Source organism: Streptomyces sp. YIM S03343, from assembly GCF_054729195.1.
In genome coordinates, this window is the sequence record NZ_JBPUKX010000004.1 from 1 (window position 1) to 15,200 (window position 15,200).

Genomic DNA, 15,200 nt, shown 5'->3' on the forward strand with positions numbered 1-15,200 from the left:
TTTTTTGCTATTTTTTTTTTATGGTATTTTTTTTTTTTGCCATGCCATCAGCGATATGCTCTATGTGCGACTGCCTCTCCTATTTGCCCTTTACTGCGCCCCGATTGTTATTGCAAACAGGATCGTAATCATTTGGGACGCGTTTGGGATCGCCTGTAGACCGGCTGACTTTTGTTGTTTATGGCACTTGTATCTGCTGTCTGGATGTGCTCTGTTTTGTGGATACATTTGTTCTATTGCTGGTATGGTGGGTATACTGTTGGTGGGCCCATAATTGATCGGGCTTTGTGATTTGGTGATCAGTGGTGGGCCCGGATCCGGTTGTCACGACCCTCACGTTCCATTCGACTCGGGGCTCTTGGTTCAGGTTGCTGCTCCCGGGGGTGTCGAGCCACCCCGAGCGTGCGCGCGGATATCGCTTGGCAATCTCGTGGTGCCAGCGCATCACGTCGGGTTTACAGGCCATTATATTGGTATAGGGCGAGTATCACTGGGCGCCGGTCGGTTGTGCTCATGCCTGGGCGTTTACGCTGGGGCAGATGAAGGGCCCACCCCCCGGGCTGGACCGGCCGAGCGGTTGATTGCTTTATGGTGCTCTGCTTGCTTCTCAAAAGCTCGGTCAGCAAGGGCCATCGCCAAATGGTAGGCAAGGAACTAAAGGAAACAGGATGTTGTATGCTGCCGCCACCGAATCAGCGCGGCACGCTGTTTCTTTGTCGTTTGTCCCGGGGCCCTTTCTGCTCCTTTTTGATTTTGTCTTTCTGGCAGAATCAACGGTCCCGTTTTCACTGCACCGCGCGTCTCGCCCCCGACTCGAATCCCAACTGTTCTGCAGCGCCTTTACCTCGGGCTGGTTGTTGCGCTGTTCGACTCCATTCGAAGTAGGCGCAACCCGCCGCGGGCGGCCTCCCCCAGCGGCGTTAACCTGTTTGCGGCAATCGTAGCTGGAGGGCCGCAAAGTGGCACCGTGCGCCGTCCCGATGCACTTCTGACGTGACCGGCAAGGGGGCGAGGCGGCTATGATCATGAAGATCAAGTGAAGAGTAACCCGGGCAGGGCATTCGTGCGATTTGCGATTCCGACTGCGGCAGCCAGCTGCGCCGGACTGGAACTTGATCTGCTGATTTTTGTGTGCTGAATTTGCTGTGATGCCGCGGCTGATTGCCAGATTAGGGGCGGACTCTTCACTCTATCTTTATATTGGTGGGTGTGGGGGTTTGTTGCGGGGTTAGGTTCTGGCACCTTGTAAAGCTTGGTTGGATGTCAGACGCGTTCTGGGCGGTGCGGTTGCCTACGCGGCGGCCGGCTTATTCTATTCTGTGGGCCTCTCCTTAACTACTTACCCTTTCTCTCTCCTACTCTCTCCCTATTCGGCACCGAACCCAAAAACTTACAACCACACAAAACGCACTCTACCGCCTCGGCAGCGGCCTCTTCTCGCTTTCCTCGAGGTCGGGTCTTTCGCGAAGCTTTTTTTGCTTTGCCTTTGCCAACTTTCTGACAGCTTGTTGTGCCTAGCTGCCTAGCTGCACAACTGCACCCTGCAACGCGCAGCCCGAATCTCGACCAGGAAAGAGGAAATCGATTAGTTTATTACAGGTTTTTTTGTGGTTTTTTTTTTTTTTGCCTCATTGCGAGGAGGGGCGCGTCGGACAATCCATTGTGATTGGAGCGCTTGTCTTTTTCGCCAGATAGCACTTCTTCGAAAGAGGGGGGGAGAGGTCCTTGGCCCGGGGGCGCCTCGGGAAATTTCGTTGTGGCGCATATTCCGGGTTTTTCCGCTGTCAGAATGGCCGCTTTTGTTTATGATTCTTCTTACGTGTGCGCCCTGGTTTTGTTCGAGTTGCTGGTGTTGGAAGAATAAAAAAGGGAAGGAATTAAAAGGAAGAAAAAAGAAAAGAGAGCTTTTTGCTTCTGGACGGGCGGGGACGCGCTTCCTCTTCTTTTTATTGAAGGAAAACTGAAGAGCTTTAGAGCTTTGTTTTTTCTGCAATAGAGATTTGCGGGGGCACGGGGACGCTCGGGACGGGGGTGCAGGGGACGCTCGATATTGAATTCTTCGATTGAATTGATGAATATTTATGACATTAATTACGCTCGTTAGATAAATCGCTCCGATATATGATATTTCGAATATATAGTGGAAAATTTTGATGAGTATTAATATACATTCCGACTTCGATTGAAGATAATAATGGATAATTGATAAAACGCTTTTTCGATTTATGATCCGAAAATCGTTCGATTATGTTACGATCGAAAATAATGTGGTTGGATTTAATTTTCGAATGACTCGATGATGGGATATTTTGAAATGAGGTCTTCTTTTCTTCTTTTCCTCGTATAGATTTCGACCAGGGGAATCCGCCCGGATTCGTCAGGCGCGGCAGCGCGCGAGCGCCGCCCCCAGCGACTGGCGAAGAAAAAAAAAAAAATAACAATAAGCCACTCCTCGCCGACTGTGGCTCCCTCGCACTTCCGAAAGGCTGAAGCAGCGACGCACGAGAATGAGCAAGTGGAAAGCAGGCAAAATTAATTATAATTTGTTTCGCCTCGGAACAAATGCACGCGCCCCCACCCCCCACCCCCACCCCCGCCGTCCACGAACCAGACTATCCTCCGGGCAAAATTCTTGCCTGGTACGTTATTTGCCAGGGGGGGGGGAACTGAGGGTGGAGGGGGAAGGGGGGGGGGGTACTGGTTGAATTTAACAGATGTTTTCAGGCAGTTATTGGAGTGTAATGTGAAAAGTGTGTCGCTCCCAGCTGGACCAGATTTGGATTGCGCTTTGTGCGCTTTTTTAATCCGATTTGTCGCCGCTGCCCGTTTGGTTTGTTTTTTATCATTGTCATTCGCGATTGCAGTATGTGCGCGGCGCTGCCGCCCCGGCCTGCGTCTTATGACCAAGTACAGATCTTCATTTGCCTTGGCGGGCGGGCCCGGGGGCGCCCACCCCCCCCCCATCCATCAGAAGGAGGGAGGCGCTGGCAGGGGAGAAAGGCTGGGCTTTCTTAGGCGGAGTGTGCCTTCTTCAGGCCCGGCTCTGCTTTCTCGGTTGGGCACGCCAACAGAAGCCAGGCTTATGGCGCCCCGCCCGCTACCGCATATAAAGAAGATGGCCTTCCATCCTCTTCTTGTTACTGCCGCATGCATTCATCTCCTGCTGCGTCCGTTACTGCAACCGGAGCGCACGGTAGGCGGTGAGCCGCAATGGGGATTGATTTTCGCGGCGCGCCGTTCCGGAGCGGAAGGGCCGCGGTACGGCGTGGGCGGTAAGTCGCAGTGTCGTACCTCGTCCTAATCGCCAGGCCTATTTGGTGTGCTCGCGTACCCTGGTTGCTTTCGCTTATCGTCCTTTTATCGCGCCGCGTTCGCCGTTCCACTCTGCTTTCTCCCCTTTGTCCTTTTCCTGCATCAGCAAAAATCCTGGTTCGTCGTCGAACTATCGCCGTTTTTTTTTGATGATTGTTCTGTAATGCCGCTCGGCAAGTCTGCAGCCGGTGCAACACCGGCGTCCGGTACAGTGTGCTGGTCAACAGCACGCTGGTGGAAAGGGCATATTACGTATGAACCTCTACCGGCCTCGGCCCACGCCTCTCTTGCTCTCACTCCTGCCTGCAGTCGTCTGCTCTCGCAGGGCCAAGCCCGCCATAGCCCGCAATATCTTTGCCGCCACATACACCCACCACCATCGATCGCAATGGCGTTATCGGTTTCGTCGTTTCCGCCATGGCGCGACCGGTTCGTGCCCGCGCGCGTCGTCGGTTTGCTGTTACGTTTTTGCAATCGTACTACCAACCCGACCACAACCGGTCCCTTTCCTATCTAAGCGCCCTCAATGAAATTCGGATTATTTATTCTATATCTTATTAATTGATTTTTGATTCGTTTTCTATTTATTCGAACATTCAACCAGGCTCCGTGATATTGGCCGATTGCTGGCCATGAAGGCAACCAAAATCAGTGTGGATGCGCCGACCGCCGCAATTCGCCCGCCCCCGCCGCCAACGGGCTGCCTGTCGACCCCGCCGCATCCATCGAGACTTTCATTCAGCGCCGCACCTATAGGCCCGCACAGGCCGCTGAACAAGCGGTTGTTTTGTCGTTTACGGGGGGGGCCTGGTATTGGCGCGGGGTTTAAGGTAGAATTCGCCGCACACAGTTTTGTTCTTCCGTCAGGATTCGCCCGTATCGTACATAGGCCAGGGTGCCATGCCGCCGCGAGGCTGCCTTCACCGCTAGCCCCCGGCCGGCCGGACCTTTCACTTTTACCCTTCTCAACTTTACACCAACCCCCCCCCCCTTTATTAAATCCCCCCCCCCTCCCCCCCCATCCCTCCCTCCCTTCACCCCCAACACCCTTCCCCCTCTCCCAATACATTCCCCCCCCCATCACCTTTTACTATCTCCTCTCCCTCTATTCCGTCCCTTGTTTCTCTCTACGTGCTCTCTTCCCCCCCCCACATACCCTCTCGTGTGTGTACCCATCTTAACACTCCTTACGTTCAGATTTATTCTCGTGTCTCACTCCCCCTCTACCACTATTCCTTTCTCTCCACAGTTTGCATATCAGTGAGGTGTGCATATCTCTCTACTACCTGTTCTCTGTCCCTCCCTCACACTTGTAACCCACTACCTTCCTCACCCAGAAAGATATCCCCCCCTTCCCCCCCCCTCCCCAATCCCCACTCATCAATCAGACCACTACTCTCTATCCTGTATCTCGTTCTGTCTCCCTCATCTGTGTTCCCATACTCACCCACCCTATCACTTGTTGTCGCCTTCACTTACACTCTACTCTTTCCATGTGTCCTTCCTCCACTGACACTGCAAGTGTTTGTCCTTCCTGTAACACCCGCTGCCTGTCCAGTAATTTCAATCCACCTGTGATATCCTTCCACCTTACCACCATCTCCCTCCGTTTTACTTTCTCCCCCCATATTTCACCCATCTTGTCCTCACTTATCTCCTCTCGCATCCTAATCTAAACATTACTCTTCTGTTTCATCGAACAACATTCTTGCTCTCAATTCCCTGTTTCCACCTCCCTCTCCAACTCCCGCTCGCTCTCAATTTCCCTGTAATTTTACAATGTCATCTCTAAGAAACAAGACCTACCGTCCATTCTGTTTGTGTTATCGCTATGTGTCACCCACAACAAGTGTAATTTGTAATCCTGTCCATGTGACCCCGTAGTGTCACCACTTACACCTTTGCCTACATCGCCTTCTATCCATCAATGAGACCCTACCTTCTGATGTTGTCCTCCACCGTACATGTTGCACAGACTATCCTCAGCGTCCTACGAATACTCCCCCTTCTTTACACAACTTCCCCCTGTGAAAATATCCCTTCTACTAGTGAATCTCACTCTCTGTCATCCTCTCTCTCCTCACACGCAAACAATTACTCCAAGAGTGATCCCCCCAGATCTAGAGTATAGAATCCTCTATCCTCCACTCACTCTCTCCACCAATGTAACATTCTCTTCCATTATATTTATGCCTCTTCCAACCTCCTCCTCCTTGATCCCAAATCCTATCCCCTCAAACCCCATACCTTCCCATCACACTTCTCCTACTCTCTACCACCTTCTTCCTCTTTCACCACTTCCCTCCCTCTTCCTCCTCTACTTGTCCTTGTCCCCATCCCCCATAAACAAAAAAATAAACACTAAAAAAATTGTTTTTTTTCAAATGTTTATAAGAGAAAATGTTTTATACTGCATCTCTGACCATCCACCCTGCACTACAACACCCAACTTACCATTTCCTACCTTCTTCTAGACCACCTTTCCCACCCACTACTCCCCCGCTGTTCCTTTACTACCATCTGTGCCCATACCATTAGTCACCAACCCTGACCCTGCCCTCCCCTCCTTCCAATCCATTTAAACTATTATCCATCTTCTCCTTAATTTTCTTTATTATTATCTCCCTAGTACTCACATTCATCATTCCCACCCTCCTAACCATCTCCCTCCTCTCCATAACCCTCTCCCCATCCCCTCCCCCCACCCCTCACATCAACCTCCCCCCCCCCCCCCCCAACCACCCTCTCCTTACTTATAACCATATTACTAATGACACTTCCTTAAAAATTCTTTACTGCGACTATACTATTCCTTCCCACTTGTCTTTCCTCCCTCTTCTGTACTTACCATCCCAACTGTCCTACACCGTGTCCAATTATCCCACCCTTCTCACCTCCATACTCTGTATCCAACGTATCTCCCCCCCACATCACACCACCACTCACCTCTTCATTACACCACACTCCCCCTCTTACCTCCCCCACTAGTCACACCCATTCAAAAACACGAGATTGACCAATTGTCACCTCTTCATCCTCCCTCATACTGTATGCCCTCCCCCTCACCTCCTGCCCACATATCCTTGTGTGTGTTGTGCCTTTTTCCCCCCCCCCCCCCCCCCCCCCCCCCCCCCCCCCCCCCCCCCCCCCCCCCCCCCCCCCCCCCCCCCCCCCCCCCCCCCCCCCCCCCCCCCCCCCCCCCCCCCCCCCCCCCCCCCCCCCCCCCCCCCCCTTTTTTTTTGCCCCCCCCCCCCCTGATGTGCCCCCCCCCCCCCCCCCCCCCCCCCCCCCCCCCCCGCCCCACGCCCCCCCGGGGGCCGCCCCCCCCCCCCCCCCCCCCCCCCCCCCCACCCCCCCCCCCCCCTCCCCCCCCGCCACCCCCCCCCCCCCCCCCCCCCCCCCGGTTTAGCCGGGCAACCTAGGGGTTTAGTAGTCGGGTGGTGCAGGCCACCGTCACCAGGCATGTCCTTCGCCCACCACGGCGGCCAACGGACCGTAGCCCTCTGGCACCGGCCGACGGGCTGAAGCGGCGCCCCGGTTTTCCGCCTCCGCCGCCCGCGTCACGCGCTGACGTTTTGGAGCTCTCTGGCATGCCGAGGACGCGCGCCAGGTGGAGTCCCATCTCCCCTGTTATACCTATGGTCCTCCCTAGCAGCTGAACGCTCTATCACCGCCGATCCAGGCTGCGATCTCCGCCGGCCGTCCAACACCCACAGCCTAGCTCCGCTTACCTCAGGGTACCGACGACAGCTTAACTCCCGCTAGTCCTCCACCGGCACCCGCTACCGCGCCCCACAGCCCCTCCCTGTCCCTCCTACCAGCATTCCCTGCACCGACGCTGCGCCATCGCGCGACCCTCTAGATCTCACCCGATTTCGCCCCGCTCAGCCACCAGCCCTTCGCTCCCCCCCTCGCCCCTCATCCCCCCCCCCCCCCCCCCCCCCCCCCCCCCCCCCCTCCCCCCCCCCCCCCCCCCCACCCCCCCCCCCCCCCCACCCCCCCCCCCCCCCCTTTTGTTTTTGGGTCGACACCCGCCGCAACCCCTCCCCTCGCATGCACCCATCGGCCGAGTTTCGCTGTGGCTTTGGGCCCGCAGACATACCAAACCAATCCTATTCCATAAAGCGCCAGCCGAAAAAAAAAAAAAAAACATACGCCAAAACGCCACATGCCTCCACTCATCCTCGAGCCACACATAGCGGCATACTGACCCAGAGAGCGAAAATCATAATTAGCGAGTCACGCTTCTTAATTTTCATCTTGCTTCTTCATCATATTTTTTTATTTGTTTTTCTTGCATTTTTTTACTTTTCATTTGTTATGTGTTTAGCTAGGATAAGCCAATTCTGAAACTATCATAGTAACCTCAAATGCTCCAACACACACCACCCACCCCATTGTTCACTAAAGGAATTTGTTCCAGTAGGCGGCCGCTGCCCCGGCCGGTTGAATTTTCGATCCTACCGTCGCTCATCGACCAGGGTCAGCGTGCTTCCGTTCTCCGCCAATGTGCTATTCCTCGCGCCGACCGCCAACATCTCCTAGATGGATCTCGAGTCACAGCCACTAGTCCAGCCCTGCATTCCTGCGCCGTATGCGAAGGGGCCATTGTGCGAGCGCGGCTTCGCAAGTCCGTTGGGGGACGCTGCTTCGCGCACAGTAAGTAGCGGGCATACACGGCTTCACACAGTCACGGACTGACAGCGCCAGTCGCTCGGCTCTGGACCGAGGAGACTGAGGCGTGAACTGCGACCCTTGCACCCGACTCCGAGGACCTCTCTCTAGGATTGAGGTGGGTGGTCAGCTGTCAGGTTGCAGGAACGCCGTCACAGCGAACTGCGCCATCCTTGATGCCGAGGCTGATGCCTTTCTACCAAAGAGATGTGGTGCAGGCCCCTGATCGGGATCAGCGGGCCACGTCGCTTTTTGCGTCCTTCATCCGCATCCCGTTGAAGGCACGCGGACTACATCGAACTACTCAACTTCCCGCACCGGCTGCCCCATGCATTCGCGCGCCTGAGTGGCATACGATTAGACTACCGCCACCTACGACTGCTCGTCGACACTCAAACAGGACCCACGTGCCCCGCCTCCACCGCGCCAGACGAAGTGGGAGCGTTCCACTACATACCTTCATACGAGCTTCCTCCGCTGTCTGAGGTACGCCTGCCCGACGGCCCTGGGCCGAGCCTGCGGCTGGATCAACCGCAACTTCTGGTTGCGCCACCCTTTCTCGACAACTAGCCTGCCGGGAGCATTCCGGTACCGTCGTCGAGCCCAGCGCCCACCGACGTGCCGCAGCGATGAGCGATCTCCTCGCGCCTAGCGCCCCACTCGCAACGCGTCTGCCTGCGTGCGCTGCCGCTCCTAGATTTTGATGATATTTCATACTAAATTATATGAACTGCCCCCCCCCCATAATCAGCGGCCACGAGACTAGGCGTTTTCCGTGGAACAGCCCCGCATAATCCAGCGTCCCCGAGCAGGAGCGAGCCTGACAGTCGGGCCGCTTCCGAAACCGCGACCAGTTGCCGGCCGTGCGTGCTTTCCTCCCCTGGGACCCAGACATGACCTGCCCGCTCAGCCCCCCCGCCGGTAATTGACGATCCTCACCGGCGAAGACGATCCCCCAAAAGAAAACAATGATAATACCACACGAGTCCAAAGCACCAGACGCGACGAAGCCGACTCGAAGGCCCACGACATCAGCGCCTCCAGGCATGTGGTTACGACGCCGCACCAGGAGGCAACTAAAGCGCTATGTGACCCTCGATGCGTCGAGCACGAAGCAAGTCCGATCCGTTCCGCCCCTTCGCCCGGACCAACTGGTGGCGACGTTGGATGCGAGTTCAATCGACCGGCCCCGAAATCCGATCCAGCCAGACCTCTGCCCGGCCAAGCGGCGCCGTGGACACTCTAGACGAACGCTACTCGACTACAACTCCCTGTTCGTGATCCTGTTACCACCTGTCCGGGTCATTAGGGCAAGAGCTCTCTTCGCGCTGCAGGCCTGCCTGGATGATCCTCATTACTCGGCCCGCCACAACGCGCACTACGCGCCCCAGCCGCTGGCGCCCTGATCGTACTCCGCGTCTGCCACCTCACCATCCGGCTCAAAGAACACAACCTCACCCCTCCAGCAGACCTCGGCCGCCCCACCATCCTTCACCTCGACCGACGCGCCCGCCACCGAAAAAGCCGGGACAGCGGCTGCCCGTGCTGCCTCTTAGAGAGACACTTGTAATATCGTTGTTCCTTGTCCGCTGTACGCCCGCCGCTACACACCGGAAGATGCTCCGTCTCCGAACTCGCCCGGTTCCTCGACTGCCCCTATCCCCAACCGCGGAGCATGAACCAGGCTTCCAGATCACCGATCACGTCTTGCCGCGCATGGCCCCCCTCCGGGCCCTGAGCCCACCCAGACCTTCTTATTGTTATTCATTTTTTATTTCTCTTTTCTTTTTCTTTCCCTTTTGCCCCCCCCCCCCCCCTTTGTTAGTGCCGCTGTGGTCCGACGACGTCCACTATCTCTCGACAACCGCACCCGCACCGGCGCAGCCGACCTCCTGACGCGAGATGAAGCACCTCAGCGAACCGCATCCCCGCCCCCACCTTCGTTCTACCGGCACCGGCTAGTCGACGTCGTACATAAGTCCCCGCCTCCTGGCCCGAGGCGTATAGAAACCGACGGCCGATTGCCCAGCCTCTGCCGGACGCTTCACAGAACTCGTCACCAAACCCGGGGGGGGGCGGGCGGGGGGGGGGGGGGAGGGGGGGGGGACCCTTGCTACGGCTAGCCCGCCAACACACACCGACCGCCTAGCGAAGGCGCCTCGTCGTCTGACCGCCCGTCACCACACCTGGTTGCTCCTGTTATTACGACTGCTTTTCTTCCCCCTACCCCTTTAACCTATCCCCATTCCCTTACTATCCGCCCGCCTTTCCTTGTTCTCCCCCTTTGTGTCTGTTTGGCCACCACTACCCTGCAGCGAGACCCTTTCACCTCGCTCATGAACACGCCCGACGACCCATCCACCTCCTCCTCATTGCCACCTCGAAGTTCCTCGCCCCGCCGCCCCACCGACCTGCCCCCACATCCGCCTGGGAAGCGCGCTGGAAAAGAAGCCTGCATCCGACTGACAGTCTCTCCACCCACGCCAAGGACCCTCAACCGAACGCTGGCGACGACACCGCCACCGGCAGACGAACGCATCTACGCTCCGCCCGCACCCGCTCGCATCAAGCCACTCCACCCGAACCCGCCCTGTGTGTGCGCCCTTCTGCCGCTCAAAGCCCATACCTCTCCCGATCATCGCCCTCGCCCAGCTCTTCACCACAACCACGTATGGCTCACCAATCCTCCTAGCACCCCATGCCGAGACCACCCCCAGGTCCACACCACCCTCTTCCCACCAATCGCCCATCGCATCTCCGATCGACCGGCCCTGGGCCCCTGACCGAAACCCGCCCATCTACCCCCACGCCCACCCACCGTGTAAAATACCATCACCTAACCCGAACTCACCCAACTCGGCTACTACCACCCCGCCAGACCCGGTCCGCCGCACTACGGCAAACAAGACGGTCCCAACGCCCTCAACACCAGATCCCCGCAGCCCACACCACTAAACGACAGCGTTCGACCTGAACACGCTCCGGCCGACCCGCCGCCCCCCAGCGCCCTCCTCCACTTAGGTGTGGGGAATTCTGACCATGGCCCGGCCCCAGGGACTAGGCGCCCCCAATACAAAGAGCAACTGGAACTGCCTGCAGGACCGAGTGCCTCACCCACATACGCAGGACAACGATCCCCTCTCACCACAGCACAGCCCCGAATTTCTTCGCCACGCCTTTCCGCCAGCGATGAGGGCCTTGCCCCAGCCAAGTCCGCCATAATCCATCTGGGCCGATAGTGACCGATCTCGAGCTATGCAGGAAACTTCGATGCCTCCGCCCCAATAAGCCCCAGCGTCGATAAGCCCGCCTATGCTAAGCCTCCGCTCAAATCGCCCACCAGGTCTCCCACAGTGTGACTACCCATTCCCCCCCCCCCCCCCCCCCCCCCCACCGCGAATCCCCCCTTCTGTGTGTAGCAGCACAATTCAGCCAAAGAACGGCGACAAGGACAGCCAAGTGCCGCCGATCATACAGCCTGACTGGCTGCGCCACAGCGACGCTGGTGCTCGAGCTCACGTGGCCAGAAACGGGTCAGTGACGCGAGAGCGCCGACTGGCCAACACCTACACCGCTTCATGATCAACGGACCTATACCGAGGCCGGTCTGGGCAATCCGAACTCGACGGCAGGCAGGACAAGCCAGTTTCCTCCTCAACCCGGCCTCAACGACATAGCTCCGCCGCCGCTCCAGCAAGCCCGCGCCTCGCGCGCCCCGCCTACCCGGTTAGAAACAGCCACCGCCGCCGCCAATACGGGCGCCTCTCACCCGCCGCCCCGACCTACCTCCAAGCGGCTCCGAGACGCCCAAACTCTATCTGACCGCACTGCCTAACTCTCGCCCCTTCAACCAGGTATCAACACCGCTAATGCCTCGCACTGACCGCAGACAGACCGTCGAAACATCCGGCACAGGACAACCTGCACATTTTTTACTTGGAGCGCGAGACTAGGCCAACTAACCGCCCCCACACCTCCTTGACGCGCGCCCGAGCCGCGGCCCCCACACCCCCCCCCCCCCCCCCCCCCCTAGATTTTCTTGTCCTCCCGCTCCTACCCCTGTGGTTATTGTATTCGTATTCCACGTCGCTGACCCCCCTGCTCTACTCATCCAGACCTCCTACACACGCGCATCTCTTCTCCTCCGATCTCTGAAATATCTCGGCCAGTGTCGGACGCCTCAATCGCCCATCACTGAGTCCAGGTAATTGTTCGCAACCGCGAGTCGAAGTGAGCGGTCACGAAGCCGTACCCAGCCGCGAATGATTTACGCCGCGTAGTCGACCCGCTCGTGTAAAAGCGCGCGCACCGATGGCACGCTTCCGCTGACAAAGCGGGCGATTCGCTAGCCAAAGTCTGTGGTCGCATTATTCCACATTAGCTCAGAACTCATGTGATACAATCGCATGTAGCGATTTTTCTCTTCCATCCTTCGTTGTTGTTGCTTGTAGACGCTCATGCGAGTATAGGCAGCAATTAATTTATGCGGAAGAGTCTCCGCATCTACACAAGTGACTTTTGCCCGCACGGCTCACTCGACCCCTGACCCACCCAAGTCAGAGTCACGGAAAGTTCACATATCGGCTGCTGCCCTCGTCACGAAGCCGCGCTCCTCGGGCCCGGAATCAACGCGCGTGGTGTACTCCGATTGAAGCTCCTCACTCCGTTGACACCTCTTTTTTATTGGCACCAGTGGGTCTAGACAAGGCAGATATTAGAGCGCACATGGCTCCTACCGCATTTATACTAGAGATCCCGCGATCTATTGCCGCGGCTGTATGTTTCTCTGTAGGTGCCTTTGGTTCTGTTGCCTGCATAGTCACTCGCCGCCCCTCGCAGACACGCATATGTGCTGTTCTGGGTCCCCTGCGCCAGTTCGACGACCGTCATCTTCCGCGTCTAGCTTGCTGAGTCAACGGTGTTGATCCATGGTGGAGCTAGGTTGGCCAGGCCGTGTCGAGGGCCTAGGTTGGGACGTCTCAAGGAGTCGCTGGAAGTTCATGCGAGTGATCCCATGTAGGGTCCTGTGCCGGAGCAGGCGCGAGTTGATGGCCGCCGTTATTGCGGCCAATTCTCGCGTCGGCTGGCCATGTTGTCTACGGGTTATGGTTTTATGCCTGGACCGCGCATAGGCAGCGGCTCTCCCATTGGTTCTTCGGAGAGAGCGGCCACGATATTGATAGCATGTCGTTGAGCCGTAGCATTCGGTCGCAGCGTGAATGATAAAGGCGAAACTGCTTTTTTGCTTCCGCCCTCGTACTGCATACCACCCCTACGCTTCGGAGTGCTCAGGAGTCGGCTCTCTGATGTGGATATGGGAGTCAGCATTCTGATCATAGGCTGGTTGATGGTGGTTTGGCCGCGTGCCGGGGCGTCTGGCCTCACCCGCCGGTTACTCCTACGGAAGCTCGGCTGCTGAGACTTCCCGTGGGCGCCCATGCCAGCCAGAAGCAGCCTGTATTGATCGCGGCCACTGCCCCTTGTCGTGTGTCGCCTCGTCTCTATGCCTGAGACAGTGAGACTAGTCCCACACTGGTGGTCGAGACTTGCCATATGCGCGCCGATTGTGTAAGCCGGAGGCTTGCATCGGAATCTAGGTGCTTCGCGCTGCTGCACCTAGAGGTCGGCGGAGAATGAAGTTCCTGCTACTTATGTATTCTTCCCTGCTCTTGAGGCACTCGTGTCACTACGGCCACGATGGCCTGGTTGCCGACTGCGCGCTGGGCGCCAGCGTCATCGCCTGTTTACGGCGTATAAAGGAGTCATCTTTCACAGTCGGTTCGTATAGCCCGAATCGCTCTATTCGCGGTGCTGTCGTGTGCGGATTATGTCGGAGCTGTGGCAACTACGTAGGTGATGCACTTCTGCGGCCCCAGCGTTCCACCCCTCGAGACTTGCCTTTTGTGGGGCCACAGTTCCTGCCGTGATAACCTGGCACGTGAACTTCATAGCCTTATGAGTGGGCGAGCCGCTGCGAGAATGCCAGAGGCGCTTAGCCGCGAGATGAGGTCTAGGCCCGAATAGAGTGTTAGGCACTCGTCTCATTCGGTCGTTGTGTGCGCTTTATATCATTGTGCCGGGTCCATTGGTGATTGAGCCCGTGACTCTGTGGCGCGTTCTTAGTAATTCCCGCGGTATACCAGCCGGCTTGGCAGGCTGTGTGGGGTAGGTAGCCGAGTTTGTGTAGTGTGTTGGAGGTTCGCCAAGACGTGTGTTAGTGTTTTTACAGGTAGCGTTGGGGGAAACAGTTGAATGGGAAGGTAGTGCGGCGGGGTTTCGCGTCAGCCTAAATTCTCAGGGCTCACGACCGTTCGGAGGCGAGGGTGGCGTATATCCCGGTGGAGTGCATGAAGAAATGAGAGTGAGATGTGGTTCCGGCCGGGGTGCTGAGAGGATAGTTGGCAGCTAATCGTGAGCACTGCCTCGCCTGGTAGGGTACAACTTGAATGAGCCATGGAGCGTGATCGAGCGGCGCTATGAGTTCCGGCGGCCTCAAATGGTGATGGCCTTGGCGCAGATGGTCCGTAATCCACAGGCGGTCCGTTTCTGTGGTGGGTGCTGATGCGGTCGGGGTGCGTCGGACGGCGCAGATAGCGAATTATCGTTCTATGCCGGTATTTCATAATAGTACGTCTGCCTTCGGACTATGTCCCATCTGTTAATGAGCACAGTGCAGCACGCTGCGTCGACAAGCGTTTCAGGTTGAGCAGTGACTATCTGTACTCTTATCAAGTGGCTCATAGCGCCGTGGCGTTGAGCTTGTGTGTTGTTAATGTGTAGGTCGGCGGCCTTACTTTCCAGCGTAGCTTCGCAGGCGCGATCGCCGTGCCCGTACAGGCTCCGCCTCGTGGTCGGTCTTGGTGCGAAGGCATCTTCGTGGTGCTACACGGGTTAGACGGTCGGTTTCAGTGCTTAGGCGGAGACAGCGGCGGTCGCTCCGAATGTTCAAGCGCGATCTGTGCGTGCGCGCCGTAGCACAACCAAAGGGTTATGATTTGGTGAGACCGGCTTGGACCCAGACGACGCAATGGGCCCTTACCCCCCTCACCAAGGCTGCCAGGGTGGTGCACCGATGATCGGTAAACGTGCGGACGACGAGGCCGTAAGGCAAAGGGGCGGGTTGGTGTCTACGACCGTTTGTATTAAAGGCAGTCCCTGGCGAGCGGGCATCCTCGCCTATTCACTGGCTACTCCCGGCCGACAGGAGCCGGGGA

1 protein-coding gene is annotated in these 15,200 nt (G+C 57.4%); it reads right to left on the reverse strand.

What is annotated here, in order from left to right; all coding sequences use genetic code 11:
• Positions 1-5,846 precede the first annotated feature (5,846 nt).
• The gene (locus ACSYGN_RS41605; protein ID WP_460406255.1) at positions 5,847-5,990 is read right to left on the reverse strand and encodes a hypothetical protein; all 144 of its coding nucleotides are present in this window, start codon (positions 5,988-5,990) and stop codon (positions 5,847-5,849) included.
• Positions 5,991-15,200 lie beyond the last annotated feature (9,210 nt).

Coding starts and splice junctions, on each gene's coding strand:
- ACSYGN_RS41605 (WP_460406255.1), bottom strand. CDS start 5,990: ATGGAGAGGAGGGAGATGGTTAGGAGGGTGGGAATGATGAATGTGAGT.